We start from the raw sequence: 25812 nt of genomic DNA, 5'->3' as shown, positions 1-25812 counted from the left end.
CGCCGGGTCAGCGCCGATCGAACGCCGCGACCGCCCGCGCAGCCTGCCGCGCCACCCTGAGTGGCTCGGGCCGCCCGCCCTCCGGTGTGAACGCCCGCACAGTTTGGACGGCCTCCTCGCGCGGACAGCCCTCGGCCCGGACGAAGACCGTCTCGTCGCCGACCGCGACCGCGTGGCGCTCGGGCTGGGCGCGGTAGGTTTCGAGTCGCCATTCCAGCGCGTCGCCTTCGAAGGCCTCTCGGAGCGCAGATTCCAGGCCCGCACTTGCCTCGAAGCTGATCGAGATGGCGGGTCGGTCGGCAGCGTCGGCGATGGCGGCGAGATCGAGGACGTTGAACCAGGCGGGCGCGATCCCCGCAAGGAGAAGATAGCTGACGTCCGGACGGTCCAGCCGCTCGATCATCTCGATCACGGTGGCGGTGGCGTCGCTGCCGCCGACAGTGCACTGGCCGAAAACGAAGCCGTCGACGCTACGGTCGACTCGACAGACGACACCGGCGAGCGTGCTCCGGTCCTCGCGGAAGGACTCGGCCACGCCGAGGGCGCGAACCCCCGACTTCACGCTAGGTGTTCTCCTTGATCTCCGAGAGCTGGTCGATCAGTTCGTCGTTCGAGGCGGTGAACTCGTACTCGACGTCGCCGTCGTGGGTGTTCTCCTCGGCGGAGACGCCGTCGTCGTCCTCGAAGTCTGTGTCGTACTCCTGGTTTTCTTGCTCGGACTCGTCGTAGCTCCCGAACCCCATGCTCGTCTAGAACATTAGGATTCGTGTACAAAAAGCTCGCTGAAAATTCCCTTCACACGTTGGGTGAAACGACGCCGTCCACCAGACTGAAGCCGGTTGCGAGCGACCGCTCGGACATGGAAGTCCACACCGTCACAGCCGACGCGGAGACGTTCACCGCCAACGTCTATCTCGCAGTCGCAGACGACCGGGCGACGCTGGTCGACGCCGGTGCCATGCCGGGCGTCGTCGAGGCGATCCGTGAGCATACCGACGAACTCGACGCGGTCGTCCTGACTCACCAGCACGGCGACCACGTCGCGGAACTCGACGCCGTCCTCGACGCCTTCGATGCCGACTGTTACGCCTACGCCGACCACCCACGCCGGACGCACGAACTCGCCGATGGGGACACGATCACCATCGGCGACGAGGTGTGTGAGGTCGTCTACACGCCGGGCCACGCCGACGACCACGTCTCGCTCGTGGGCGACGCCTCCCTGTTCAGCGGTGACGTCGTGGTCCACGACGACGGCGCGTTCGAGTACGGCAGTTTCGGCCGGACCGATCGCCCGGGCCAGTCCCGCGAGCAGTTGATCGAGAGCATCCAGCGCCTCCTTGAGCGAATGCCCGACGGCGTCGAGCACATGTACTCTGGCCACGGCGGCGTCTTCCACGGCGACGTCCGGGACGTCGTCGCGACGGCGCTCGAACGCGCGGAGAAGCGCGAGCCGAAGTATTCCGAGTGAGAACCGGAACCAAAATTTCAATAGTACACTGGCGAACTCACTGACGAGTCTCAATGTCGTCGGTCCTCGCGGATTTCCCCGGCCGGTTCAGCGTCGCTGGCTCCGAGCGTGACGGCCCGGCAGAGGGGCGGATCGTCCTCGGTGAAGACCGCCTCGTGCTCGCGGCCAGCGAGGACGATCGAGTCACGATTCCCCTGTCGGCGGTGTTCGACGTCGTTTCGGGCAACGAGGCCGCGATGCTCGACGCCATCCCCGGGACGCCCGTCACCGTCGCCTACGAGAACGAGACGAGCCGGACGACCGCCGTCGTCGCGGCCGAGGAGGCCACGATCGGCAAGTTCACCACGGTGCTGTTCAAGGCGCTGCTCAACGGGACGCGCGTGACGCTGCAACACCCGGCAAAAGTCGGCGGGCGCGTCCTCGACACGGCGTTCAAGGGCGGCCTGCTCACGCTCAAATCCGGCGGCGTGGTCTTCGACACTGACGAGGGACCGGTGACGATTCCCCTGTCGTCGATCGTCGACTTCGACCGCGAGACGAGGGCGGTCGACGGGACCGACCGGCCGGTGCTGGTCGTCAGCCACGTGGACACTGGCGAGGCGCTGACGACGCTGGCGGCGACCGACTCCCCGCGAAAACTGTCTATCCTCGGCCGATACCTGCGACAGACCTACGACACGGTTCTCGAATCCCTCCAGCAGCTCTCCCTCTCGGAACCCGAGACCGAGACGCTGGCGACGCTGTACTCGGCTGGCGACATGGACGTCTCGCTGACGAGCGTTCTCGATGAGGGCCCCCAGACGGTCAAGCGGATTCTCCACGCACTCCACCAGAAGGGGCTGATCGAGTCCGGCGAGAACGCTCCCGTCCTCACCGCGAAGGGGCAGATCGTCGTCAATCAGTATCTCGAACGAGTAAATAGCTGACCGCGTCGCGACCCGACAGACGACCTGGGGAAAGACATTTGCCGGCCTGCCGGGTTGTCCCGGGTGATGGACGCCCTCCGACGCTCGCGACGCGACCTGCTCGGATTGCTCGGTGTCGGCCTCGCCGGCGCACTCGCCGGCTGTGAAGGTGACGGTGAGCCGACCGACCCACCACCGACAGACAGCCCGACCGCGGACCCCACACCGACGTCGACACCCGACCCGCCCGGTGGGGGGACGCTCAGCGCCTCCAACGGGATTCCCGGCGATGGCTTCGGTAGCGCGGTCGCGGTCGACGACGCAGTCTTCGTCGGTGCGCCGGGCGCTGGCTCCGACGGGGGCGGTCGCCTCGACGCCTTCGAGTGGAACGGGGCCGACTGGACCGGCGTGGCGACGCTCGGCCCGTCCGACGGCGAGACCGGCGACCGGTTCGGCTCGGCGCTGGCAGTCGACGGCGACACGCTACTCGTCGGCGCGTACGGCTGGGCGCCCGGAAGCGACGGCCCCGACACCGACGCGGCCGGCGCGGCGTACGTCTTCGAGCGAGCGGGCGGCGAGTGGGCCGAGCAGACCCGACTCGTGCCGGACGACGGCGACGCATACGATCGCTTCGGCTACTCGCTGGCGCTCGATGACGGGACCGCCCTGATCGGCGCGTTCAACGACGAGGATCCGCACGGCGACTCCGCCGGCGCGGCGTACGTCTTCGAACGCACAGGGGGGAGCTGGAGCCAGCAGGCGAAACTCACCGCCGAGGACGGCGACGAACAGGACTACTTCGGGCGGTCGGTCGACCTCGACGGCGATCGAGCACTGATCGGTGCGCGACGGGCGACGACGCTACTCGGCGGCGAGAAAGCCGGGGCTGCGTACGTCTTCGAACGCAGCGGAGAGACCTGGAGTCAGCAGCAGAAATTCTGGCCGCACGATACCGACACCTGGGACCGCTTCGGCGAGGCCGTCGCGCTCGACGGCGAGACGGCGCTGGTCGGGGCCTATGGAGACGAAGATCCGGTCGGTGACGGCCGTTTCGAGGGTGCGGGATCGGCCTACGTCTTCGAGCGCCGCGATGGGCGGTGGCGACAGCAGGCGAAACTCGCGGCCGAGTCGAGCGAACCGAACGACGCCTTCGGGCTCGCGGTCGCACTCGACGGCGGGACGGCGCTGGTCGGCGCGCCGAATCACGACGTCGACGACGTCGACGGCGCCGGCTCCGCCGTCGTCTTCCGACAGGACGGCACCGAATGGACCGAGAGCAATAGCTACAGCGCGGCGACGCCAACCGAGAACGGTCGCTTCGGCGTGGCGGTCGAACTCGGATCGGGACTCGCAGTCGTCGGTGCGCCCGGCGCGGACGACGACCCGGAAGTTCCGGGTTCGGCGTTCGTCCTCGAGCGTTAAGCGGTCCGGGGCTCTTTGGCCTTCGGACGGAGGTTGTGATAGCCGCACTTGCGACAGCTATCGGCGCGCTTGGGGTTGCGAGCGTTACAGCGCATGCAGATCTGCTTGTCGAGGATTCGACCCTCGGCTTTCTCGAAACTGGCCATGGTGTGCTGTCCTTCCGGATGGGCGCGTTTAACTTTTGCGAGTCGACGGATCCCGTGTCGATCGGTAGGACAGCCGACGACTACTACGTACCGACCGGCAATACGGCCGGTCGACCACCGAATTCGGGACGGTCCGGCAGGGTAACATTCACTTGGGGGGTCCGCGTATGTAGCCACGTGTCATCTCCCGCGACCAACATCGAGGCTGTGCTGGAGGAGTCCGGGCCGGACTACGAGGACTTCAGCTACGAACAGCCGACCGGCGGGAGTCAGACTGACGTCTATCTGGTGACGCTGAACTACCGCGGGGAGACCTACGAGGTCGTCGTGAAGTTCCAGCCGCCCAACGGCGTCAACTTCGCACTCGAACCGTATCTCCACGAGTACGTCGCCGACCGAACCGAGATCCCGGTCCCGCGGATCCTGGTGTTCAAGCAGGATCCCGAACAGAACGTCCCGCCCTACTTCGTCACCGAGCGCATGGAGGGCGACAGCCTCTCCGATAAGTTCGACGGACTCGACGCCGATCTCCGCTCGCGGATCATGACCCAGGTCGGCGAAATCTTGGGCGAACTCCACTCGAACATCGCTTTCGAGGGCTTCGGCTACTTCGGCCTGCAGAACGACCGGCTCGTCGTCGAGAACCTCACCTGGGACTGGCGGGAGTTCTTCGACGATCTGACCCGCGGCCACCTCGACCGTCTCGAGTCGACGCCGTTTGCGGACCTCTCGAAGACGGCCGGGCAGGCCATCGACGGCGCGATCGACTCCATCCCGACGACCGCAACGCCGCGGCTGGTCCACGACGACTTCCGGCCCGCGAACCTGATGTACAACGACGAGGCCGATCAGCCCATCACGGCCGTCCTCGACTGGCAGAACGCCCTGGCCGGCCATCCCGAGTACAACGTCGCCCAGACTGAGTTCCTCTTTATCGATTCGGTGTTCCGCGATCCCGAAGTGCGTGCGAGCCTCCGTGAGCAACTCCACGACGGCTACCGGGAGTTCCACGAGTTCCCCATCGACGACGGCTACGAGCGTCGCCGGCCCCTCTATCAGCTCTCGACGCTACTGTGGCGGATGGCCGGCTTCGAGCGCGCGTTCAGCGACGCCGGCGGCCTCGCCGAAGCCCGGGCGAAAGCCTACTATCGCGAACAGTTCGAACGGCTCGTCTCCGCACTCCCCGACTGACCGGCGCGAGCGGCGCTCACGGCCGGGAAACACCGATTCGGTTTCTCGATAGTTGTAATGGTCGGCCCATACTCCTCACCGAACTGTAACGATCGCGGATTACGATGTTTTAAAGGCCCCCGGTCACATAGTGTGGGTGATTCCCATGTCGAGCGATTTCACGGTTCGTCGCTACGAGGCTGACGACGCCGAAGACGTGCGCAACCTTCACGACAAGTGGTCGTGGGACGTCGAACACCCCGAGTCTGAGCACCCCAACATGTACGCCGACCTCGACGACGTCGAGGACGAGTATCTCGAAGACGGTGGGGAGTTCCTCGTCGGACTCGACGACGGCCATCTGGTCGCGACCGGGGCGTTCGAGCGCCTGGACGACGAGACGGCGGTTCTCCGTCGGATCCGCGTCGATCCGGCCTATCAGCGCGAGGGATACGGAACGAAGATCCTCGACGCACTCGAAGAACGCGCCGACGAGGCCGGCTACGAGGCGACCATCATCGACGAGATGGGCCTCAACGAGTCCGCTCAGGCGTTCCTCGAGTCCCACGGCTACGAGGTGGCCGACCGGGACGTCCACCTGGGGACTGAACTGGTCTCCTACCGAAAGACGATCGCCTGATACCCCGTTTTCACGGCCGAAACCGAACGTATTCGGGACGTTGAGCGCTGGATGTCGACACGCTTTCGACGCTCGGCCGCCCGCGTTCGCGTATGGGTGACATCGAGGAGGACCGCATCTACGCCGACACGCTAGGGAAGACCGACCTGTACGTCGCGACCGGCCTGGGCGTCGCGGCGGTGTCGGTCTCGAACGACCGCATCGGCCAGTTCAGCCTCGCACATCGCTGTGAGGCGCACGACGTGGCTGCCGACGGCACGCGCGTGCTCGTCGCCACTGACGAGGACGTCCTCGCCATCGAGACCGGCGGCCCGGACCTGCCTGTCGAGCCCCTGGACTTTGGCCCGGCCGTCGCAGTGGGGGTCGCTGACGCGCCGCTGGCCGCAGCCCCCGACGGCACGGTCTACGCGCTCACCGACGACTGGGAACCGCTGGGCACCGTCGCGTCGGTGCGAGCGATCGACGGCGACCTCGTGGCGAGTTTCGAGGGCGTGTTTCGGGTCGACGAGACGCTGGAACACGTCGGATTAGACGACGCCTTCGACGTCGTCGGGCGCGAGACGCCCTACGCGGCGACGAGCGAGGGCCTCTACCGCCTCGGCCCGGGCTGGACCCGTGATCTAGAGGGTGACTTTCGGGTCGTGAGCGCTGCCGGCGAGCAGGCCCACGCCGCGACTGCCGACGCGCTGTACACCCGTGAGGGCGGTTCCTGGCGCGAGCGTGACGTTCCGACGGACGAACCGATCGTCGACGTCGGCTACGTCAAAGATGGGGGCGTCGTTGGAATCACGAAGTCGGGCACGTGTCTGGTCGATCCTGTGGCAGCGAAAGACGGCGCGAGCGGGTGGCGTTCGCGCTCGCTGGGACTGCCCGAGACGGCCGCGCTGGCCGTCCCCGAGCAGTAGTCTCTGCCGCGTGATCGACGCGTTTTATCGGGATCGGGCCGAACGACGGGTATGGACGTCCCCGTGAGCGAGCGCGCCCGCCTCGCGGTCGTCGTCTGGAGCGTGCTGGTCTCCCAGACGTTCCTCTATCCCGGCCTCGAAGACCTGATCGTCGCACTCGGTGCGCCGGGGGATATTCAGGCCGGGATGTGGTTTCTCGTCGCGGAGTTCGCGGCGTTCATCACCTGTGCAGTCGTCTGGGGCGCGCTCAGCGACGCCTCGGGGCGGCGGACGCCCTGGATCGTCCTCGGCGCGCTCGGCGGCGCGGGCTGTTACGTCTCACTGACGCTGTTTCCGTCGCTCGGGCTGGGATTCGACGCCGTCCTCGCCGTCAGGGTACTCGGCGGGGCGCTGACCATCGGCGCGTTCTCGCTGTCGATCACGATGCTGATGGACCTCTCTGCGAGCCACGGGCGGAACATGGGTGCGGCCGGGATCGCGATCGGTCTCGGGGCCGCGCTGGGCTCGGTCGTCGGGGGCCAGCTTTCGACTGTGAATCCGCTCGCACCACTACTCGCCAGCGCCGCGGTGTTGGCCCTCGCCGCTGGCGTCGTCGCGACGGTCCCCGACCGCGCGGTCGGCTCTGCTCGGCGTGCAACAGGTTTGCTCACTCGCCTCCGCGCCCGTCGCCGACTGGCGATCCCCTACGCGTTCGGGTTCGTCGACCGGATGACGGCCGGCTTCTTCTCGCTCGTCGGCGTCTTCTACTTCCGGGAAGCGTTCGGCCTCGACGCGGGCGCGGTCGGGCTGACGCTCGCGCTGTTTTTCGTTCCTTTCGCCCTGTTGCAGTATCCCTTCGGATCGTGGTCCGACCGGATCGGCCGCTTTCTCCCCGTGGTCGGCGGGTCGATCGCCTACGGCCTCGGAATCGTCGCAGTCGGGCTCGCGCCGGTCTACCCGCTGGCGGCCGTGCTGATGGTCGTCGTCGGTGTCTTCGGCGCGCTCGTCTCGCCGACGACGATGGCGCTGGTCTCGGATCTGGCCGATCCCGAGGAGTCGGGGACGGCCATGGGCGGGTTCAACGTCTTCGGCAGCCTCGGCTTCCTCTCGGGCTTTCTGGTCGGCGGGGTCGCCGCCGACGTCTGGGGGTATCTCCCGGCGTTCGTCCTGGTCGGCGGCCTCGAACTCGCCATCGCGGTCGTGGCTGCGCCAGCCGTCCGGTCGATCGAGTTCGACGCCGGCGCGATCGAGGCTGTCCAGTGACTGGCAGTCGCATACGCTGACCAGACCGAAAACGGGTTTATGCCCGGCCGCTTGCGACCGCACATGATCGTCAGCGGCTCCCAGTCGCAAGTTTTGGCGGCCGAACTCGCAGCCGTCACCGGCCAATCGCTGGCCCGCGTCGAGTACGACCGCTTTCCCGACGGCGAACTGCACGTGCGCGTGCCCGACCCGGCCGCCGAGCGCGCGGTCGTCGTCGCCGCCACGCCAAGCAGTGACGCCCACGTCGAACTCCTGCAACTCCAGGACGCCCTCCGTGAAGCCGGCGTCTCCGAGATCACCACCGTCCTGCCGTACATGGGCTACGGCCGCCAGGACCGCGCGTTCGAGACGGGCGAACCCGTCTCGGCCCGTGCGATGGCCCGTGCCATCTCGACCGGAACAGACCGCGTGCTCACCGTGAATCCCCACGAGCCCGCCGTCGCCGACTGCTTCGACGTGCCCGCCGAGTCGGTCGACGCCGCCGGCCGCCTCGCAGAGCCGCTGCCCGGCGACCTGACCGACCCAGTCTTTATCTCGCCGGACGAGGGCGCGGTCGACATCGCAGAGACCGTCAGCGAGGCCTACGGCCGCGGCGCGATCGACTTCTTCGAGAAGACTCGCCACTCCAGTACGGAGGTCGAGATCGAGCCGCGGGACGCCGTCGTCGAGGGTCGAGACGTGGTCTTGACCGACGACATCATCGCCACTGGCTCGACGATGTCCGAGTCAGTCGGCGTACTGCAGAAACTGGGCGCAGCGCGCGTGTTCGTCACCTGCGTCCACCCGATGCTCGCGCGCAACGCCGTCCTCAAACTCTCCGCTGCGGGCGTCGATTCGATCTTCGGGACCGACACGCTCGAACGCGCCGTCAGCGAGGTCAGCGTCGCGCCGGCGATCGCCGACGCGCTGTGATCACTATCGTGCGGTCAGTTCCTGGGTAATCACGACGGCGTTCGTCGGAACGTGGATCACCCGGACGGTGACTGTGCCTGAGTCGGGCACCTCGCAGTCGCCCTTCCCGATCCGGAACTGGATCATTTCGCCAGCGGTGAACGTGTCGTCGTCAAGCGCACCGACGTCACCATAGAACTGTCCGTACGATCCATCGAAGATGTCCGAACCCTCGACGTTTTGCTCTCCGATGGCGTTACCGTAGTAACCGTCGACCGGCAGTTCGACCAGCCGTCCCCGTTTTGTCCCCCCTTTGCAGGTCGCACTGACTGCCACTTCCATCTCCTCGGTAGGGATCGTATCGCCCGCGACGTGGCGGATCGTCACGATCTGTTCGTCCGAGCCGTCCTCGAACGCCTCGAAGGCCCCGCTGGATTGGCCGACGATGGGTGCCTCACCGCCAGTGTCCTCAGTGAACCCGAGTGCGAATACCGAGAGCACGGCCGCCAGAATCACCACGACAGCGACCATGAGAATCGTCGAGACGACCGGTGCGACGGCTCTGGACATCGACTCTTCTCACTGTTCGGACTGAACGGACAAAACCGTTGAGATCACTCGACCGGCTGGCCGAACGCGTACCGCGGCTTCACGTCGTCGACGCGAATCTCGACCACGTCACCTTCTTCGACGCCCGAGACGAAGATCGTGAAGCCCTCGATCTTGGCGATCCCGTCGCCGTCCCGGCCCACGTCGACGATCTCGACTTCGCGGGTGTCGCCCTCCCGAACTGGGGCCGTGAGTCGTCCTTTCGCGACGAGATAGACCTCCGAGGACTCGTCGCGCGTGGCGTCCGGGCGGACCCGCCGGACGTACTCGAACTCCTGCTCGACGTCGGCCTCGAAGCCGTCCAGATCCTGGCCGTCGAAGACCTTGGCCGCGAAGTCCCCGCCCGAGTCCAGCAGGTCGAGCGCGACCTCGAAGGCCTGGCGGGCGAGGTGGACCGACCGGGCGTGGTCGAGTTCGTACTCGCCGGTGACGTTCGGTGCCATGTCCGAGATCACGACGTCGGCCGGGCCGCCGGTCTCCTCTCCCGTACCCACGAGCTCGCGGATCTCGGCTTTCGTGCTGTCTTCGGTCATGTCCCCGCGGACGTATTCAACTGTGGCCTCGGGATCCTCGAGGTCGTCGATCCGCTGGCGGTCGACGCCGACGACCGTCCCCTCGGAACCGACGCGCTCGGCGGCGACCTGCAGCCACCCACCGGGCGCGGCTCCGAGGTCGATCACAGTGTTGCCCGGGCCGAACAACCCCGCTGTCTCGTCTAACTGCTTGAGCTTGTAGGCCGACCGGGCGCGATAGCCCTCCTGTTTGGCCCTGTTGTAGTATTTATCTTTCCCTGACATACGTACCTCGTGACGCACTTCGAGCGCGAGAGCCGCGCGAACGTCCGGTCATACCCACTTCAGGCCGTCGACGCTGAAAGGGATGCCGGATCGGGAGCCGTCCGGAGCGACAGCCGAACTGCACCTCCGCCCGAAGATTATTGTTCCGTTAGGCGATACGCATAACGTATGGCGAGACAAGACGCAAGGCTCGACGAGACGGAGCAAGCCACGGTCGGGCTCCCGATACCGGCACCCGATCCCGACCTGTTCCGCCACAAGGCCACCGACGACCTCCTCCGGCTGTTGTTCGACAATCCGTACGAACAGTTCACGATCCGCGAACTAGGCCGACTCACCGACAACGCAGCCCAGTCGGTCAAGCGGGCCGTCGACGTCCTCGAATCGAACGGGCTAGTGGTCGTCGAGACTGAGGGCAACCGGCGGCTCGTCGGCATCAACCGAACCCGGATGACAAAGCCCGAAGATCCCGTCCTGCGCATTCCCCAGCTAGAGTTCCACCGACCTGTCCGCGCGGCGCTCGACCGCATCCGCGACGAACTGGGAGACATTCACGGCGTCCTCGTGTTCGGGAGCGTCGCCCGCGGTCGGGCTGACCGCCAGAGCGACATCGATCTCTGGGTACTTGCCGACGACCGCGCCGATCAGCACCGCGCGAACGAGCTCGCGAAAGAACTCGGACAGGAGCGGTTCGACGGCGACCGCTACGAGTTCCAGATTCTCGTCGAGACACCGGAGTCGTCACGCGGTCACGGCGATCGCCTCGAAGAGGTGTTCGCAGACGCGATTACACTGGTCGACAGCGACGCACTCAGGGAACTCAAGCAGGAGGTGCTGAGCGATGCCTGACGAACCCGACGACCTCGACGACGTTGTCTCCCGAGCCGAGGACGCGTTCGGCGGCCATCTCGGGCGTCCGGACTACGAGGAGGGTCTCGATCCGAACACACACGATGCCGACGTGATTCAGCTCCGGAAAGCCTGCCGTCTCCTCGACGCCTGTCGCCTCCTGCGCGAGCACGACGGCTACCACACGAGCGTGATCGAGATGTCCTTCGCTGCAATCGAGCGTACCTTCGAATTCTACGCGCTGACTGCGTCAAACGACACTATCGACGACTTTCGAGAGGGCCACAACCGCGCATACGACCGTGGTGCCGATCTCGGTCTCGTGACGGCGGAGACTGCACGACGTCTAACGCAATTGTACCGGGACAACCGGGCAGCGGCGTACTACCGCGATACGGTTGCGGCCGCACAACAGGCCGACGCGATGTTCGATCTTGCTGTGGCTATCCACGATTACGTGAAGAACTTTGCACGGCTCTCACACGAATGCCAGTGTCGTCGCTGACGACGAGTTGGAACCAGTAGGCCAAACAGGTCGTTAGGGGTAGTTGTAGTAGTCGTCTTTCCGCGACATCTGATTGGCACGGCTAGAGCGGCGAGTGGCATACGACCTTCGTTTCGACTGCACCACGCGTGCTCACGCCACTGGTCCGTGCCAGCACGGCCGCCAGCCACCCCTCGTCGCACGTCTCGCTCACGCCGTGAGTGGGGGTGTCAGGCGGTGAGATTAGGGGCGAACGAACCCACGGTTCGTCTGGTGCCGTCGCTGGAGCGACGGTGGGTGGAACGATCCGCGCGAGCCGGTCGCCGTGTGCCAGGACCCCCCGAGTGTTCCCCGACACTGTCATCCATACGTCCGCGGTCCGGCCGTGCGGCCACCCCCATCGATCTCGGGCCGTCGCGCCCGTGGCTCCGGTGGGACGGTGCCCATGCCGACGCAGTGGCTGGTGACGCTCCTGCTACGTCCCAGTCTCCCCCTCTGTGCCCCTTTTCGCGTCGAACGCGGCGTCGCTGGTGGACCTGTCCGGCAGCGGTCCGACTGACTCTCACGATCTAATCGGGTCTTCACACCGTGAGCGGGTAGTTCAGGCAGTGAGGATAGGGGCTCTGGGGCCGTCTGTTCACCTGTCCCCGCCCTGGGGGACTGGTGGGTGTGAGCAAACGCAACTGCAATCGAACGACGCCGATCGAGTACCGCTTCCGACCGGCTCGGCGACTCCCTGTCGGGGGGTGCAGCTGATGCCGTTCGAGACGTGGGTGGAGTCCCTGCAAGATGATCTCCGTGCGGCGGCCACGGAGTCTCGAAGCGAGCGACCGCCCTCTCGTTCGCTCACGTGGGTCGCGGCTGATTCGGAAACCGAGGATGACGCCGACGACCACGGGATCGATGCTGAGCCCCGCGGTGCCGACGACGAGACCGTCGCTGCCGCGGTCGCCGCTCGCGAAGGCGGTGGCCGAGCGGCGCACGCCGCCGATCGACGGTCGGGCCAGCGGTCGACGGCCGCGGATGGCGCCGACGACGAGGCGGTAGCCCAGGCCATCGCCAGGGTCGACAGGCGCTGACCTTCCCGGCTGCGTTCACTCCTCGTCGGCCCACGCAAGGCCTGCTGGTCCCCCCCTCGCCACGGCGTGGAGGGCGTCTTCCTCGCGCCCGACGTGTGTCTCCGCCCAGCAGGCCATCGCCCGTTCGAGCTCCGTGACCACGTCGGGATGTGCGTCGGCGACGTCGGTCTGTTCGTGGGGATCGGCGTCGAGATCGAACAGCTGTCGCTCCGGCAGGTCCCAGACGCCGTCGTGGTAGGTTCGGACGAACTTCCAGCGGTCGGTGCGGACCGCGCGCTGGGCCGTGTAGAGGCCGTGGTCGAGGACGACGCGCTCGCGCCATCGTGTCGATTCGCCGGTGAGCAGCGGCCGGAGAGATCGGCCCTGCCAGGCGGCCGGCCGGTCGAGGCCGGCGTAGTCCAGGATCGTCGGCGCGAGGTCGACGTTCGTCACGAGCGCGTCGCTCGTCCCCTGTCGGGCTCCGCCGGGTGGTTTCACGAGCAGCGGGATCCGCTGTGTCCCTTCGTGGGTGCTCCAGTGTTCGCTGTACAGGCCGTGCTCGCCGAACTCCTCGCCGTGGTCGGCCAGCAGGACGATCAGCGCTTCCTCGTAGACATTGCGCTCGCGCAGGGCGTCCAGTAGCCGCCCGACGTGGCGGTCGCAGTAGTGAATCTCGGCGTCGTAGTGGGCCAGCGTCTCCAGCAAGTCCGCGGCGTCTTCGATCCCCTGCTGGCTGGCACACCGCCAGTGATCGTCTGCCTGCTGGCTGGCGATCTGCTCGTCGGTCGGATACTCGGGACGCGGCGGGTCGAACTGGGCGATCTCTTCGTCGCTACGGTTGTACGGCGTGTGCGGGTTCCAGAACTGGGCGTACAGAAAGAGATCCTCCTCGGTGTGGCGATCCAGACAGTCGATGGCGCGGTCGGCGACCGTCTCGGCGCGGGGCGTCTGAAAGTACTCGCCCTCACCCGCGGGCTCTCGTGGCTGGTGAAACTCGTCCCAGAGGTGGTAGAACCAGGGAGCGGGATGACGCGGGAACGACGACACCGCACAGGCCCGCGTCCGATCCTGAAAGAGCGTCTCGGGGAGCGTCCAGTAGTCGCTGTCCTCGCCGTCGAAGCCCTCCCAGGCCGCCGGGCCAGCCAGCGTCTGAGCGCGGGCTTCGTGGGTAGCGACGCCGTTGGCGATGCCGTAGCGACCAGAGAGGAAGCCGGCCCGGGCGGGCATACAGGGTGAGTTAGCGGCGTAGGCGCGGTCGAAGCGGACGGCGTCCTCGGCCAGCCGGTCGATGTTCGGCGTCGTCGGCTCCGAATAGCCGTAGGCTCCGACGTGGTCCGGCCGCAGCGAGTCGATGTCGACGACGAGCGTGAGCATACCCACAGCGCGGCCGCCAGGAGCCTAATTCTGGCGGCTGCCCGCTCGCGCCGGTAGGGTTTTCCCGCTCGCCTGACCATCCAGGCACGTGACGCCGGCCAGCCGCCAGTCCCCGCTCGGCCTGCCACGAGTGCGGATCGCCCTCGGGTTCGCGGGTGCGATCGCCGTCTTCGCGACCCTGGCGCTCGCGGTCGACTGGGCCGCGATCCTGCGGGTCGTCTCGCGAGCCGAGACGCTGCCGGTCGCGATCGCGGCCAGTGTTGCCCTGTTGGCCTATCTCGTCTGGAGCGAGGCGCTCAGGGCGCTCTTTCTGGCCTCGGGGGCCGATCTCTCTGTCCGAGCGTGTCTCGGCTCGTACGGCGCCGCCACGTTCGTCCGGCTGATCGTCCCCGTAGGCCAGTCGCTTGGCCCGGTCGTGTTCGTCTATCTCGTCGGGCGCCACACCGACCGCTCCTACAGCGCCGATCTCGCGCCCACTTCGATCGGTGAGGCGACCACCCACCTGCTGTCGGCGCTGCTGGCGATCACCGGCGGACTGCTCGTGTTCGGAACCAGCGCTCCAGTCCAGCAGGTTCGCGTGCTCCAGATCGGGCTGGTGATCGTCCTCGCCAGTGGGACGTTCGTAGCGGCACTGCTGTGGTATCGCCGGGCCTCGATCCGGGAATGGATCCTCGGTGCCGCGGCACTCCTTCGAGTGACGCTAGGCCGGGTCTCGGAACGGCTTCGGCGCGCACTTGCTCCCGAGCGCGTCGACACGAGCGTCACCCACTACTACGAGACAGCGGCCGATCTCGCGGACGATCCACGGCTGCTGGTCCGCGCAGTCGGTCTCACGACGCTCGGATGGGTGGCGACGGCGTCTGCGCTGGTACTCACCGCGAGTGCGGTCGGCGTGTCGGTGTCGCTCCCGCTGGCGCTGTTCGTCGTCCCGCCGGTCGGCCTGCTCGGGTTCCTGCCGCTGCCCGGTGCGCTGGGCGGCGTCGAAGTCGCGCTGACGGCACTGCTGATCCACCTCGGCGGACTGGGGCTGACTACGGCCGCGGCGGTCGTCCTGCTCTATCGGCTCTGCACGTACTGGCTGCCGCTGGTGGCCAGCGGGCTGGTGTTCACGTGGTTGTGGACGGTCGGCTGGGACCGCGCCAAGCGCGCGCGATGACAATTGAAGTCTTTTTAAATGATGCGGTCGTAGCCGCGACCAAGATGTTCAACGCGATCGTCAGTGCTGACACGCTGCAGTCGACGCTCGACTCCGTCAGCGTGCTGGTCGACGAATGCAAGATTCACCTGGAGGACGACGGGCTTGAGATCCGGGCCGTCGACCCCGCAAACGTCGGGATGGTCGATCTCTCGCTGAGTGCCGCCGCCTTCGAATCCTACGAGACCGACGGCGGACTCATCGGCGTCAATCTCTCCCGGCTCGAAGATATCGCCGGGATGGCCGACTCCGACCAGTTGATCCACCTCGAACTCGACGAGGAGACCCGCAAACTCCACATCGCTATCGACGGCCTGGAGTACACCCTCGCGCTGATCAACCCCGATTCGATCCGCCAGGAGCCCGATCTGCCGGATCTGGATCTGCCTGCCCGGATCGTCCTCGAAGGCCGGGATATCGACCGCGCGGTCAAGGCCTCGGACATGGTGAGCGACCACATCGAGCTAGGCGTCGACGACACTGAGGAAGTCTTCTACGTCGACGCCGAGGGCGACACCGACGACGTCCATCTCGAACTCACAGTGGAAGATCTGATCGACCTTACCGCTGGGGAGGCCAGTTCGCTGTTCTCGCTGGACTACCTCAAGGACATGAACAAGGCCATCCCGAAAGACGCCGAGGTCACGATCGAACTCGGCGAGGAGTTCCCCGTCAAGCTTCACTTCGAGATCGCCGAGGGCCAGGGACAAGTCACGTACATGCTCGCCCCGCGCGTCCAGAGCGACTGACTAGCTCCCGTCGGTCTCACGTCCGCTCCCATTCCGAGTACCGGTCGGTTTCCGCTCGTATCGGTCGACACACGACGGTAGAATCTCCTGGTGAGGCTCTCCTAGGGCTTTTTGTCCCTCTCTTTCAGTGGCGCTAACAATACCGGGTGCCGCCGAAGCCGGCGTATGGAGTCCCGATCGCGTGGGTCGCTTGCGGGGGGTCGAGACGGAACGCCGCGGCTGTGGCTCGCAGCGGTGGCTACTTTCGGTGTCGGCGATCTCCTCACGACCGGCGTCGACCTCTCACACCCCAGAATCGCCGAGTCTAGTCCCGTCCCGGAACTGTTTCTCCGACAGCACGGCTTCACCGGACTGGTCGGGTTGAAAGTGCTCGTGTTCGGTACGCTGTTCGCCCTCTGGACTCGTCTGCCGGAACCACATCGCGTCGGCGTTCCACTCGCGATCGTGCTCGTCGGCGTAGTCGTGGTCGTCTGGAACACCCTCGTCATCGCGGCCGTCGCGGTCTGAGTCTCAGCCGATCACGATCCGCACGACCGCAAAGAGCACGACCACGCCCAGCACGTCACAGGTGTTCGTGACTACGGGAATGACCACGTCGTCGGGGTCGAGCCCGCGCCGGTAGGCCGCGTAGGTCGCGATCGCCGTGACGACGACTGCCAGCACTGCCAGGATCGCACCACTCGAAACAGCTACGAGGACGACCGTCCCTGCTGTGAGTCTCGCACCACCAGTCACCACGGCCAGTCCCCACGCCCCCACGCCGATTATCGGGAAGACCGTCAACGCGAGCGCGACGGTCGCGAGTGCGTTGCCGGCGAGCATGTCGTCGTCGGGCGCAAACGAGAGGGTCCCGAGGTGAAACGCCGTCGAGAGCCGGGCGGCGAGGATCGAGCCGAGATTGCCGGCCGTGCCGATCGTCACCGGGACGAGAATGAGGAGTGAGGGATAGCGGAGGAGATCGCCCTCGAAGGTTCCGAGGACGAGCCCACTCCCGATCTCGATGACGGTGAGCACGAGCAATACGGGCAGCATGGCGCGCGTGATCGCCCGCACCGTCCAGTCGGTCGTCGCCATCTCAGCCACCTCCCAGCAGGATGACGACCCGGACCGCGAGCAGTAGCGCGGCCATGCCGAAGACATCGCCTGCAGTCGTGACCAGCGGGCCGACGAGCGTGTCAGGGTTGTAGCCGCGGCGATAGCCGGCGAATACCACGAAGACGACCGTCGTCGCCAGCGCGATCCCCGACAGGAGGCCGGCGACAATGGAGATGGCCGCGAAAGTGAAGAGACCGGCGCTCGGCCGTCCCAGCGAGAGCAGCGCCAGCGTCGCGACGACGGCGGCGAAGACGCTCGCCAGGAGTCCGTTCGAGATCGCGGCGGCGACCGCCCGGAGGAGGGCGTCGTCGGCCTCGCTTACCCGGGGTTCGAGCAACCCTTGGTGGAGGGCGGTGGCGATCCGCGCGCCGAGCGAGCCGTAGACGTTCCCCCGGGTCGCCAGCAACGCGGGCACGAGCACCAGCAGGCCGTCGATCGTCTGGAGATCGCTCCGCATCCCGCCGAGCACGACTCCTGCCAACAGGCCGCCGACGAGACTCGCCGATAGCGCGGGCACCCCCTCTTTGTAGGCCTCAACGGCGACCGACCGGCGCGTCATCGTCCGGGGTGAGTACCGCGAGGGGCAAAAAACCGTTCGCGATGTCACCGCGTGCTCCGCTTCCGCCTGTTCTCACTATCTTGGAAATATAGCACAATACTATAACTACATACTGTCTTCATTCAGGTGTGAGCGACAGATGACTGGCTATGCAATCGTTCTCGCCTCCGGCGAGCTAGAGCGCGTACAGGCAGTGAGCATGATCGGCTCGATCGCGGCGGCCTCGGACGTCCCCGTTCAGGTCTTCGCGACGATGAACGGGCTGACGGCCTTCGAACGCGAGACCGTCGAGAGCGGTGACTTCGACGTGGCTGGCGAGGCCGGCTACGCGATGTTGCAGTCCGAGGGCGACCAGGTCCCGCTGTTCACCGAGCAGCTGACCCAGGCCAAGGAACTGGGTCCCCTCGAAGTGTACGCCTGCGAGATGGTGATGGACCTCATGGGCAACGGCATCGACGACTACGTCGACGTCTTCGACGGCGTACTGGGTGTCTCCGGCTTCCTCCAGAAAGCGAAGGACAAGCAGGTGCTGTTCGTCTGAGGTGATCATGATGAGTGAATCCATCTCCCCAGACGTCGTGGTCGACTCCCGTGGCGCGACCTGCCCGGGTCCGCTGATGGACCTGATCGGCAAGATCAAGAAAGTCGACGCCGACACCGTGATCGAACTCCAGACCAGTGACAACGGCTCCCGAAGCGACGTGCCCGAGTGGACCGACGAAGCCGGCCACGAGATGCTCGACGTCGTCGAACACGACGACTACTGGAGTCTCTACGTCAGAACGACCGAGTGATCGTGTAATGAATGCACATTTCTACACGGGTGATCGGAAATGACCGAACGGATCGTGATCGTCGGTGGCGGGACCGGCGGGACGGTGCTCGCGAACCGACTGACAGACCGCCTCGAACCCGAACTGGATCGTGGAGACGTCGAGGTCGTGCTGGTCAACGACGGCGAGAACCAGTACTACAAGCCGGCGTACCTGTACGTCCCCTTCGGGAAGAAGGATGTCTCTGAGGCCACGAAACCCCTCACCGACTTGCTCCCCCGGAGCGTCGAGTTCTGGAACGCACGGGTGACTGAGGTCGACACCGACGCCCAGCGCGTCGTCCTCGATAACCGACGTGGGCTGTCCTACGACCATCTCGTACTGGCGACGGGCGCGAATCTCGTGCCCGAGGAAGTGCCCGGCCTCGTCGACGGTGGCCACCACTTCTACAGCCCGGAGGGAGCCGAGGCACTGCGCGAGGAACTGGCCGACTTCCGTGAGGGCCACCTCGTGTTGAGCGTGATCGGTGTCCCGCACATGTGCCCGGCTGCGCCCGTCGAGTTCGTGCTGATGGTCGACGACTGGCTGCGACAGCGTGGGCTGCGCGAAGACGTCGAGTTGACCTACACCTACCCGATCCAGCGCGCCCACGGCCTCCAGTCGGTGGCCGAGTGGGTCACGCCCATTTTCGAGGAACGCGGGATCGAACTGGAGACGTTCTTCAACGCCGAAACAGTCGATCCCGACGCTCAGGTGCTGGAGACGATGGAGGGCAAGGAGCTGGACTACGACCTGCTCGTGGCGATCCCGCCCCACGACGGCAGCGACCTCGTGCGTGAGGCCGGTCTTGGCGAAGACGGCTGGGTCGAAGTCGACAGACACACCCTGGAAGCAGAACACGCCGCGGACGTCTACGCTATCGGTGACGTCGCAGACGTGCCGACCTCCAAAGCAGGGAGCGTCGCCCACTACGAGGCCGGGACCGTGGCCGATCGGATCAGTAGCCGGGTCCGCGGCCAGACTCCGACCGCGACCTTCGACGGCAAGACGGTCTGCTTCATCGAGACCGGGATGGACGAGGCCACCTTCGTCGAGTTCGCTTACGGCGACGAGCCGACGATGCGCGAGCCCTCGAAACCGATCCACTGGGCGAAACTGGGCTACAACGAGTCGTACTGGCTGACTGCCCGGGGGCTGATCTGACCATGAGCGAAGCCCAGCAGGAACCGACGCCCGAAGACGTCGACTTCCAGTCGCTCGTGGCCGAGAACCCCGAGGAGGCGGCCCGCTTGCTCGAACGCCTCGACGAGGTCAACGAACTGCTCGACGTCGCCTCGTTGCTGACCGCCGCGGCCGACGACGAGATGGTCCAGTCGGTGACCGAGACGACCACCAATCTCGGAATGGCCGCCGACGGGATGGCGACTGACGAACTGGTCCGGCTGGGCGACGCCGTCGGCGAGAACGCCGACGACCTCGCGGAGGGGCTGGAGGGGCTGGCTCGCCTCCAGCGGACCGGGACGCTGGACGATCTGCTCGCGCTTGCGGAGGTCGCCTCGTTGCTGACGGCGGCGATGGACGACGAGATGGTGATGAGCCTCTCGAATCTCGGCTCGCAACTGGGCGGCGTGGCCGACACGGCCGCCGAAGAAGACGTCTCTCGCGGACTGGAATCGGTGCTGCACGCCGTCGGCGACGCCACCAGCGAGGAGGTCGAGCCCGTCGGCGCGATCGGTCTCGCTAAAGCGATGCGCGATCCCGAGGTCAAGGCCGGGCTGGGCGTCGCGCTCGCGCTCCTGAAGGGGCTCGGCCGGAACGTTGCGACCGGTACCTGAGGGACGTGTCGCCGTCGCCCCGACTTGTCCGGGTGCGTCCCGATCGCTACCGATGTCTGTCGGGGCTGGTGTCGTCGAAAGGGCTGACGAAGTATCGTCGCTTGGAGTAGACGTAGGCCGTCACGAGGCCTGGTACCACACCCCAGAGGAGGCCGAACGCGAGCACGTTGGCGAGTGTCGAGAACGCGTACAGCACGACGACGAGCGTCCAGGCCGTCGAGCTACCACGGACGAGCCCGATCATCGCGGCGATCTCGATAGTCCCGACTGTGACGAGGACGGCGCTGATGATGCCGATGCCACTGTTTGCGATCGTCCCGACCGTCTGCAGGAGGCCGACCCCCGTCACGAGAATTGCGACTGTTGCGATGAGGTATATTCCGCCCGGCACTACATCCTGCTCGGCTAATGGCTTCTCGTTCGTCCCTGTCGGCGGGTCCCACCGTTCGCGTCGGTTCTCGTTCCCCACTGTCAGCCACCCTGATACGCTCTGTATCTTCAGCCCCGAGTAAGTCGTCTTCGATCCGGAACTGGACCGAACGACTCCTAAGGGATGGGATCGACCGCCCAGATATGAGTACAGACGCAGACGTCGTCGTCGTCGGCGGCGGCGTCGCCGGCCTGATGGCCGCGACCTACACCGCTCGCCACGACTTCGAGACACTGGTGTTCGACACCGGCGAGTCGATCCTCCGGCGAAACGCCCACCTCGAAAACGTCCCCGGCTTCCCAGCAGGAATCAACGCCCGCCTCTGGCTCGACCTGCTCGTCGAGCAGGCCACCGAGGCTGGCGCGACGATCATCGAGGCCGAAGTGACTAGCGTGACCGACACCGAGAGGGATGTGTTTCGGGTCGAGACCGACGACGAGGTGGTCACTGCCAAGTGGGTCGTCCTCGCGAGCAAGAACGACGTCTCGTATCTCGATGTCGAGGGCGTGGGCGTAATCGACCGCGGGAAGGACTACGTCGACGTCGACGAACGCGGGCGCACAGGCGTCGAGGGTCTCTTTGCGGCGGGCCGACTGGCAGAGAAACCACACCAGGCCGCGGTCTGTGCCGGTCACGGCGCGGAGGTGGCGGTCACGCTGCTCGAAGATGCCGAGGTCGGCTTCTACCACGACTGGGTCGCGCCTGAGGGGTACTTCACCGGCCGTGGGCGTGACGTTCCGCCAGGGTGTGAGGAGATCGACGAGGCAGAGTGGGTGCGCCGTGAGCAGCAGTCGCTGGAGGCGATGCGTGAGCGACTGGCTACCCCGGATCTCGAACGGCCGGAACAGCATCCGAGCGTGGTCGAGGAAGAGTGATCCGGGCCGACCCCGGGTCCGCCACTCGCTTTTTATTCGTTCCGTGTGACGGCCTAGCTATGGCCGATCCGGCTGCCGATGGTGGCCCCGTCGGCGAAAACGTCGCAGGCGAGACACCCGCCGACGAGCCCGAGTCCGTCACCGACGAGACGACCGTCTACGAGGACGACGTCGAGTTAGAACGGACCATCGGGCTCGTCGGCGGGCTGGCGATCGGGATCGGGACCATGATCGGGGCGGGGATCTTCGTCTTTCCGGGGCTGGCGGCCACCGAGGCCGGGCCCGCGGCCGCGCTCTCCTTTGCCATCGGCGGCGTCATCGCGCTCCTGGTCGCGCTGCCGACCTCCGAACTGGCGACGGCGATGCCCAGGAGCGGCGGCGGCTACTACTTCGTCTCCCGGAGCATGGGGACGTCCTACGGCGCCATCGTGGGCCTCGGATTGTGGCTCGGCCTGGTCTTCGCGTCGGCCTTTTACCTGGTCGGCCTGGGCCACTACATCGTGGCCGTCCTCGCGGAAGTCGGCATCTCGTTGGCCGGGCTCCCGGTACCCCCGCACGTCCTGCTCGGGCTGCTCTTCGCTGTCGCACTGACTGGGCTGAGCGTCGGCGGAACCGAGAACACCGCGAAACTGCAGAACGTAATCGTGGTCGTCTTGCTGGCTATCCTCACGGGCTTTCTGACCTACGGCGTCCTCGACGCTGCCGGCGTGTTCGGCGACCAGACCGTCCCCGAGGAGTTCTTCTCCCAGGGCCAACTGCCCGTGTTGACGACCGCGGCACTGGTGTTCACTTCCTATCTCGGGTTCGCTCAGGTCGCAACGGTCGCCGGCGAGATCAAGAGACCCAGTCGGAACCTCCCCCTGGCGATGGTCGGCTCGGTGATCGTCGTCACCCTGTTCTACGTGGTGACTATCTTCGTCGCGACCAGTTCCTTTGGGGCCGAACGACTGGGCGGGTTCGGCGAGACAGCGATGGTCGAGGTCGCGCGCGATCTCCTGGGCCAACCAGGCGCCGTACTGATTCTGTTCGCGGGGCTGCTGGCCACGTTTTCGAGTGCGAACGCTTCGGTCCTCAGCGCCTCGCGCTCGGTGTACGCGCTGAGCCGCGACGCGCTGCTCCCGCGGTGGGCCAGCCGGATCAATCTCCGCTACGGCACGCCCCACATCGCCCTGGGGATGGCCGGCGGGCCGATCCTCGTCCTCGTCGCCACCGACCAGGTCGAGATCCTCGCGGAAGTGGCCTCGTTCTTGCACCTGGTGATGTACGCGCTGATCTGCGTGGCGTTGCTCGTCCTGCGCCGCCGGGATCCGGCGTGGTACGATCCAGACTTTCGGATCCCCGGCTACCCAGTGATACCGATCCTGGGCGCCCTCGCCAGCGCCGGCCTGATCGCCTTCATGAACCGCGCTTCGATCGTGATCGGCGCTGCGATCATGGCGGGGTCCTATCTGTGGTTTCGCTACTACGCGGCCGACGTGCAACTCAGAGGTGACGTCTAACCATGACAGACAGACCATCCATACTCGTCCCGATCCGCATCCTGGAGGGTGAATCGATCCCCGACGGCGTCCCGAAACTGCTGGCCGATACGAACGTCGTCCTGCTGGGCTATCACGTCATCCCCGAACAGACCGCACCCGGGCAGGCCCGGATGCAGTTCGAGGAGCGCGCGACCGCCCGGATGGACGAACTCGAAGCCCTGTTCGAGAACGCCGGAGCGACCGTCGAGCGACGGCTCGTGTTCACGCACAACGCCCAGCAGACGCTCAACCGCCTCGGCCACGAGGAGAACTGTCTGGCCACCCTCCTCCCCGCCACAGTCGGCGACCTGGACGACGTCCTCGTTGCCGTCCGCGGAACCGTCGGTATCGACCGCCTGGCACGGGTCGTGGCCGGCGTCTTCGCCGGCTTCGGGGCGACGATGACGCTGTATCACGTCGCCCGCGAGGGTGAGAGCGACGCCGACGCCCAGACACTGCTGGACGGCCTGGCCGACAGGCTGGTCGACCGCGGGTTCGACGATGCCCGCATCGAGACGCGGATCGAGAGCGAGCAGGACCCGCTGGACGCGATCATCGACGCGACGGTCGACTTCGACGCGCTCGTGATGGGCGAATCCGACCCCACGCTCGCCACGTTCGTCTTCGGACTCCCCGCAGACCAGATCGCCGAGCAGTTTCTGGGTCCCGTGTTCGTCGTCCAGCGGGAGCCACCGGAAGGCGGGGAAGAGGACGGAGCTGCGGAGTGAAAAATCGTCGTCTGCCGTCAGGTAATCGGCTGAATCTCGATCACCTGAACGGCGTCTGAGCGTGGCCGAGGTGAGAATTTTCCCCACTCAATCGACGAATCGATTCTCGTACAGCGCGAGGTCGAGCGTCAGGTCCCCGAACTCGACAGCTTCCTCGGAGATACACTCGAAACCGTGGTGTTCGTAGAACAGTCGTGCGCGTTCGTTCGCCGAACCCGTGTCAAGGACGAATCGGTGGTATCCGTCAGTCCGTGCGCGCCGCTGTAACTCGCAGTAGACGGCAGTTCCGACCCCTTTACCCTGCCATTCCGGGTCCACACGCATCCGAGTGAGTTCGGCGGTTCTCTCGCTGTCGAAAAACGACGTTTTCCACCCGTCCAGAGTCGTGTACGCGCCCATGGCGACAAGAGTCCCCGAGACAGTGCCAACAAGAAACTCGCCCGATCCGTCCAGATAGTGGCTCGGAACAGCTTGCAAGTCGTCCTCAGGTGCGCCAGTGACGTACTCCGGCGTCTCAGCCATCGCACGTTCGTTCAACTCCTGAATCCGCTCACCGTCACCGGGACTAAACCGCCTGATAGCGAGTTCTCCATTCGTCATATCTCGACTGGGACGGGACTGTCCGTAAAAATTTGCGTACCCCGTACCTGCGGGCTCCGATCCGTCAAAACGGGGATTTCAGTCCCCGAACGGCCCACCAGGACCGCCGCCCATGCCGCCCATGCCGCCACCGCCGCCGCCGCCCTGCTGCATCTGTTTCATCATGCGTTCCATGTCGGCGTCGCCCATGCCCTGGAACTGCTTCAGGGTGCGCTCCATCATCTTGTGCTGTTCGAGCAACTCACGGATTCGCTCTTCCGGTTTCCCGGAGCCGCGGGCGATGCGCTCGATGCGTGATTTGCCCACAACTCTCGGATTCTCCATCTCTCCCTCGGTCATCGAGTCCATGATGACCTGGAAGTCACGCATGCGCTCTTCGGTGACGTCCATGGCGTTGTCCGGGAGTTGATCCATGATCCCGCCGCCCATCCCGGGGATCATGTCCATGACCTGACTGAGCGGTCCCATGTTGTTCATCGCCTCCATCTGCTTTTGCATGTCGTAGAGGGTGAACTCCCCCTCCATCATGTCCTCGGGATCCCAGTCCTCGTCCTCGTCCTGAGTCGCCTCCATCGCGCGCTCGACGCGCTCGGTCAGCTGTTTGAGGTCGCCCATCCCGAGCAACCGGGAGATGAAGCCGTCCGGCTCGAAGCGCTCGATATCTTGCACCGTCTCGCCGGTCCCGAGGAACGCGATGGTCGAGTCGGTCTCGTCGACGGCGGCGAGTGCGCCCCCACCTTTGGCTGTGCCGTCCAGCTTGGTGATGACGACGCCCTCGATGCCGATGGCCTCCTGGAAGTCCCGCGCCTGACTCTTCGCACTCTGGCCCATCGCGGCGTCCAGCACCAGGAGATTGCGATCGGGGTTCACTTCCTGCTCGATGCGCTCGATCTGGGCGATCAGTTCCTCGTTGAGGCCGTCTCGACCGGCCGTGTCGACGATCCGAACGTCGGCGCTCTCGGTGGCTTCCAGACCCTCGCGGGCGATCTTGACGGGGTCGTCCTCGTCGGGATCGCCGTAGAAGTCGACCTCGGCGCGGTCGGCCATCTCCTTGGACTGGTCGTACGCGCCTGGTCGGTCGGTGTCGGTCTGGATGATCGCTGGCCGCAGGCCTTTCGTCGAGAACCACCAGGCCATCTTCGCAGCCGTGGTCGTCTTCCCCGACCCGTAGAGGCCGGCGAGCATGATCGTCTGGTTCTCTAAGGGGAGGTCCGTCGACTCCCCGACGAGTTCGACCAGTTCCTCGTAGACGATACGGAGGACCCAGTCACGGGCAGAGGTGCCCTGCGGTGGTTCTTCGTCGAGGGCGCGGGACTTGATGCTGTCCGAGAGGGACATGACGAGGTCGACGTCGACGTCGGCCTGCAGGAGCGATCGCTGGATCTCCTTGACGACGGCGTCGACGTCTTCCTCGTCGATGCGGGACTTGCCCCGGAGATCGTCCAGGGCCCCGCGGAGAGATTTTCCGAGATCGTCGAGTACCATGTTGC

At 66.1% G+C, this 25812-nt stretch carries 32 protein-coding genes; 21 read left to right on the top strand and 11 right to left on the bottom strand.

Annotated features, from left to right (window positions below):
* Positions 1-7: 7 nt before the first annotated feature.
* Entirely contained in the window at positions 8-562 is a 555-nt protein-coding gene (locus DV733_RS06555; RefSeq protein WP_049995512.1) for an endonuclease dU, read from the bottom strand.
* 1 nt (position 563) lies between these two features.
* Entirely contained in the window at positions 564-743 is a 180-nt protein-coding gene (locus DV733_RS06550) for a DUF5786 family protein (protein WP_049995513.1), read from the bottom strand.
* A gap of 116 nt (positions 744-859) precedes the next feature.
* Between DV733_RS06550 and DV733_RS06545 the strand changes: the two genes are divergently transcribed.
* The 3 genes from DV733_RS06545 (at position 860) to DV733_RS06535 (ending at position 3798) form a co-directional block, all read left to right on the top strand.
* Complete coding sequence (locus tag DV733_RS06545) at positions 860-1471, top strand: MBL fold metallo-hydrolase (protein ID WP_049995514.1); 612 nt, start codon at positions 860-862, stop codon at positions 1469-1471.
* Positions 1472-1524: 53 nt separating this feature from the next.
* Positions 1525-2397 carry a CheF family chemotaxis protein gene (locus DV733_RS06540; protein ID WP_049995515.1) on the top strand — a complete coding sequence of 291 codons (873 nt, stop codon included), beginning with the start codon at positions 1525-1527 and terminating at the stop codon, positions 2395-2397.
* 66 nt (positions 2398-2463) lie between these two features.
* Positions 2464-3798 carry an FG-GAP repeat protein gene (locus DV733_RS06535; protein WP_049995516.1) on the top strand — a complete coding sequence of 445 codons (1335 nt, stop codon included), beginning with the start codon at positions 2464-2466 and terminating at the stop codon, positions 3796-3798.
* Here the strand turns inward: DV733_RS06535 and DV733_RS06530 are convergent.
* On the bottom strand, positions 3795-3944 hold the full coding sequence (locus DV733_RS06530) for a 50S ribosomal protein L40e (RefSeq protein WP_079979578.1): 150 nt from the start codon (positions 3942-3944) through the stop codon (positions 3795-3797). The genes DV733_RS06535 and DV733_RS06530 overlap by 4 nt on opposite strands.
* 177 nt (positions 3945-4121) lie before the next feature.
* Here DV733_RS06530 and DV733_RS06525 point away from each other — a divergent pair, with 177 nt between their 5' ends.
* The 5 genes from DV733_RS06525 (at position 4122) to DV733_RS06505 (ending at position 8813) form a co-directional block, all read left to right on the top strand.
* Complete coding sequence (locus DV733_RS06525) at positions 4122-5135, top strand: phosphotransferase family protein (RefSeq protein WP_049995517.1); 1014 nt, start codon at positions 4122-4124, stop codon at positions 5133-5135.
* Positions 5136-5280: 145 nt separating this feature from the next.
* Positions 5281-5754, top strand: coding sequence for a GNAT family N-acetyltransferase (locus DV733_RS06520; protein ID WP_049995518.1), 474 nt, complete (start codon positions 5281-5283; stop codon positions 5752-5754).
* Positions 5755-5846: 92 nt separating this feature from the next.
* On the top strand, positions 5847-6659 hold the full coding sequence (locus DV733_RS06515) for an HVO_0234 family beta-propeller protein (protein ID WP_049995519.1): 813 nt from the start codon (positions 5847-5849) through the stop codon (positions 6657-6659).
* Positions 6660-6710: 51 nt separating this feature from the next.
* Entirely contained in the window at positions 6711-7901 is a 1191-nt protein-coding gene (locus DV733_RS06510; protein ID WP_049995520.1) for an MFS transporter, read from the top strand.
* 63 nt (positions 7902-7964) lie between these two features.
* Positions 7965-8813 (top strand): ribose-phosphate diphosphokinase, encoded by an 849-nt coding sequence (locus DV733_RS06505; protein WP_049995521.1) that lies wholly within the window; start codon positions 7965-7967, stop codon positions 8811-8813.
* 3 nt (positions 8814-8816) lie between these two features.
* Here DV733_RS06505 and DV733_RS06500 read toward each other — a convergent pair whose 3' ends face one another.
* A complete protein-coding gene (locus DV733_RS06500; RefSeq protein WP_049995522.1) occupies positions 8817-9362 on the bottom strand; it encodes a type IV pilin in 546 nt (181 codons plus the stop codon).
* Between the two features lie 44 nt (positions 9363-9406).
* A complete protein-coding gene (locus tag DV733_RS06495; protein WP_049995523.1) occupies positions 9407-10198 on the bottom strand; it encodes a 23S rRNA (uridine(2552)-2'-O)-methyltransferase in 792 nt (263 codons plus the stop codon).
* Positions 10199-10366: 168 nt separating this feature from the next.
* Here DV733_RS06495 and DV733_RS06490 point away from each other — a divergent pair, with 168 nt between their 5' ends.
* From DV733_RS06490 to DV733_RS06480, 3 genes are all read left to right on the top strand, one after another.
* Positions 10367-11047 (top strand): nucleotidyltransferase domain-containing protein, encoded by a 681-nt coding sequence (locus DV733_RS06490; protein ID WP_049995524.1) that lies wholly within the window; start codon positions 10367-10369, stop codon positions 11045-11047.
* On the top strand, positions 11040-11552 hold the full coding sequence (locus tag DV733_RS06485; RefSeq protein WP_049995525.1) for a hypothetical protein: 513 nt from the start codon (positions 11040-11042) through the stop codon (positions 11550-11552). Before DV733_RS06490 ends, DV733_RS06485 begins: the two co-directional genes overlap by 8 nt.
* 734 nt (positions 11553-12286) lie before the next feature.
* Complete coding sequence (locus DV733_RS06480) at positions 12287-12610, top strand: hypothetical protein (protein ID WP_136342296.1); 324 nt, start codon at positions 12287-12289, stop codon at positions 12608-12610.
* A gap of 15 nt (positions 12611-12625) precedes the next feature.
* Here DV733_RS06480 and DV733_RS06475 read toward each other — a convergent pair whose 3' ends face one another.
* Positions 12626-13963: a sulfatase family protein gene (locus DV733_RS06475; protein WP_049995527.1), complete on the bottom strand. Its 1338-nt coding sequence runs from the start codon at positions 13961-13963 to the stop codon at positions 12626-12628.
* Between the two features lie 88 nt (positions 13964-14051).
* Between DV733_RS06475 and DV733_RS06470 the strand changes: the two genes are divergently transcribed.
* From DV733_RS06470 to DV733_RS06460, 3 genes are all read left to right on the top strand, one after another.
* Entirely contained in the window at positions 14052-15119 is a 1068-nt protein-coding gene (locus DV733_RS06470) for a lysylphosphatidylglycerol synthase transmembrane domain-containing protein (protein WP_049995528.1), read from the top strand.
* A gap of 44 nt (positions 15120-15163) precedes the next feature.
* Positions 15164-15907 (top strand): DNA polymerase sliding clamp, encoded by a 744-nt coding sequence (locus DV733_RS06465; protein WP_049995529.1) that lies wholly within the window; start codon positions 15164-15166, stop codon positions 15905-15907.
* Positions 15908-16072: 165 nt separating this feature from the next.
* Positions 16073-16414, top strand: a complete 342-nt coding sequence (locus DV733_RS06460) for a hypothetical protein (protein WP_049995530.1) — start codon at positions 16073-16075, stop codon at positions 16412-16414.
* A 3-nt stretch (positions 16415-16417) separates the two neighbouring features.
* Here DV733_RS06460 and DV733_RS06455 read toward each other — a convergent pair whose 3' ends face one another.
* Together DV733_RS06455 and DV733_RS06450 are read right to left on the bottom strand one after the other, a co-directional pair.
* Positions 16418-16981: a magnesium transporter gene (locus DV733_RS06455; RefSeq protein WP_049995531.1), complete on the bottom strand. Its 564-nt coding sequence runs from the start codon at positions 16979-16981 to the stop codon at positions 16418-16420.
* 1 nt (position 16982) lies between these two features.
* The gene (locus DV733_RS06450; protein WP_049995532.1) at positions 16983-17561 is read right to left on the bottom strand and encodes a magnesium transporter; all 579 of its coding nucleotides are present in this window, start codon (positions 17559-17561) and stop codon (positions 16983-16985) included.
* A 139-nt stretch (positions 17562-17700) separates the two neighbouring features.
* On the opposite strand from DV733_RS06450, the gene DV733_RS06445 reads away from it, so the two are divergent.
* Genes DV733_RS06445 through DV733_RS06430 form a run of 4 tightly spaced genes read left to right on the top strand, consistent with a single transcriptional unit; the run spans position 17701 to position 20169 of the window.
* Positions 17701-18102: a DsrE family protein gene (locus DV733_RS06445; protein WP_049995533.1), complete on the top strand. Its 402-nt coding sequence runs from the start codon at positions 17701-17703 to the stop codon at positions 18100-18102.
* A 10-nt stretch (positions 18103-18112) separates the two neighbouring features.
* Complete coding sequence (locus DV733_RS06440) at positions 18113-18355, top strand: sulfurtransferase TusA family protein (protein ID WP_049995652.1); 243 nt, start codon at positions 18113-18115, stop codon at positions 18353-18355.
* A gap of 39 nt (positions 18356-18394) precedes the next feature.
* Positions 18395-19537: an NAD(P)/FAD-dependent oxidoreductase gene (locus DV733_RS06435; protein WP_049995534.1), complete on the top strand. Its 1143-nt coding sequence runs from the start codon at positions 18395-18397 to the stop codon at positions 19535-19537.
* Between the two features lie 2 nt (positions 19538-19539).
* Positions 19540-20169: a DUF1641 domain-containing protein gene (locus DV733_RS06430; protein WP_136342295.1), complete on the top strand. Its 630-nt coding sequence runs from the start codon at positions 19540-19542 to the stop codon at positions 20167-20169.
* Positions 20170-20215: 46 nt separating this feature from the next.
* Here the strand turns inward: DV733_RS06430 and DV733_RS06425 are convergent, their stop codons facing one another.
* Entirely contained in the window at positions 20216-20560 is a 345-nt protein-coding gene (locus DV733_RS06425) for a hypothetical protein (protein WP_136342294.1), read from the bottom strand.
* Positions 20561-20742: 182 nt separating this feature from the next.
* On the opposite strand from DV733_RS06425, the gene DV733_RS06420 reads away from it, so the two are divergent.
* Genes DV733_RS06420 through DV733_RS06410 form a run of 3 tightly spaced genes read left to right on the top strand, consistent with a single transcriptional unit; the run spans position 20743 to position 23722 of the window.
* Positions 20743-21474, top strand: a complete 732-nt coding sequence (locus DV733_RS06420) for an FAD-dependent oxidoreductase (RefSeq protein ID WP_049995537.1) — start codon at positions 20743-20745, stop codon at positions 21472-21474.
* Between the two features lie 59 nt (positions 21475-21533).
* On the top strand, positions 21534-22973 hold the full coding sequence (locus tag DV733_RS06415) for an APC family permease (protein ID WP_049995538.1): 1440 nt from the start codon (positions 21534-21536) through the stop codon (positions 22971-22973).
* A gap of 2 nt (positions 22974-22975) precedes the next feature.
* Complete coding sequence (locus tag DV733_RS06410) at positions 22976-23722, top strand: universal stress protein (RefSeq protein WP_049995539.1); 747 nt, start codon at positions 22976-22978, stop codon at positions 23720-23722.
* 87 nt (positions 23723-23809) lie between these two features.
* On the opposite strand, the gene DV733_RS06405 is transcribed toward DV733_RS06410, so the two are convergent.
* On the bottom strand, positions 23810-24322 hold the full coding sequence (locus tag DV733_RS06405) for a GNAT family N-acetyltransferase (RefSeq protein WP_049995540.1): 513 nt from the start codon (positions 24320-24322) through the stop codon (positions 23810-23812).
* 78 nt (positions 24323-24400) lie between these two features.
* Positions 24401-25807, bottom strand: coding sequence for a signal recognition particle protein Srp54 (locus DV733_RS06400; protein WP_049995541.1), 1407 nt, complete (start codon positions 25805-25807; stop codon positions 24401-24403).
* Positions 25808-25812: the final 5 nt, after the last annotated feature.

The sequence above is a fragment of the Halapricum salinum genome (assembly GCF_004799665.1).
GTDB classification, from domain to species: domain Archaea; phylum Halobacteriota; class Halobacteria; order Halobacteriales; family Haloarculaceae; genus Halapricum; species Halapricum salinum.
The sequence above is the reverse complement of the archived record's forward strand: the minus strand, read 5'-3'. Positions and strand labels throughout refer to the sequence as shown.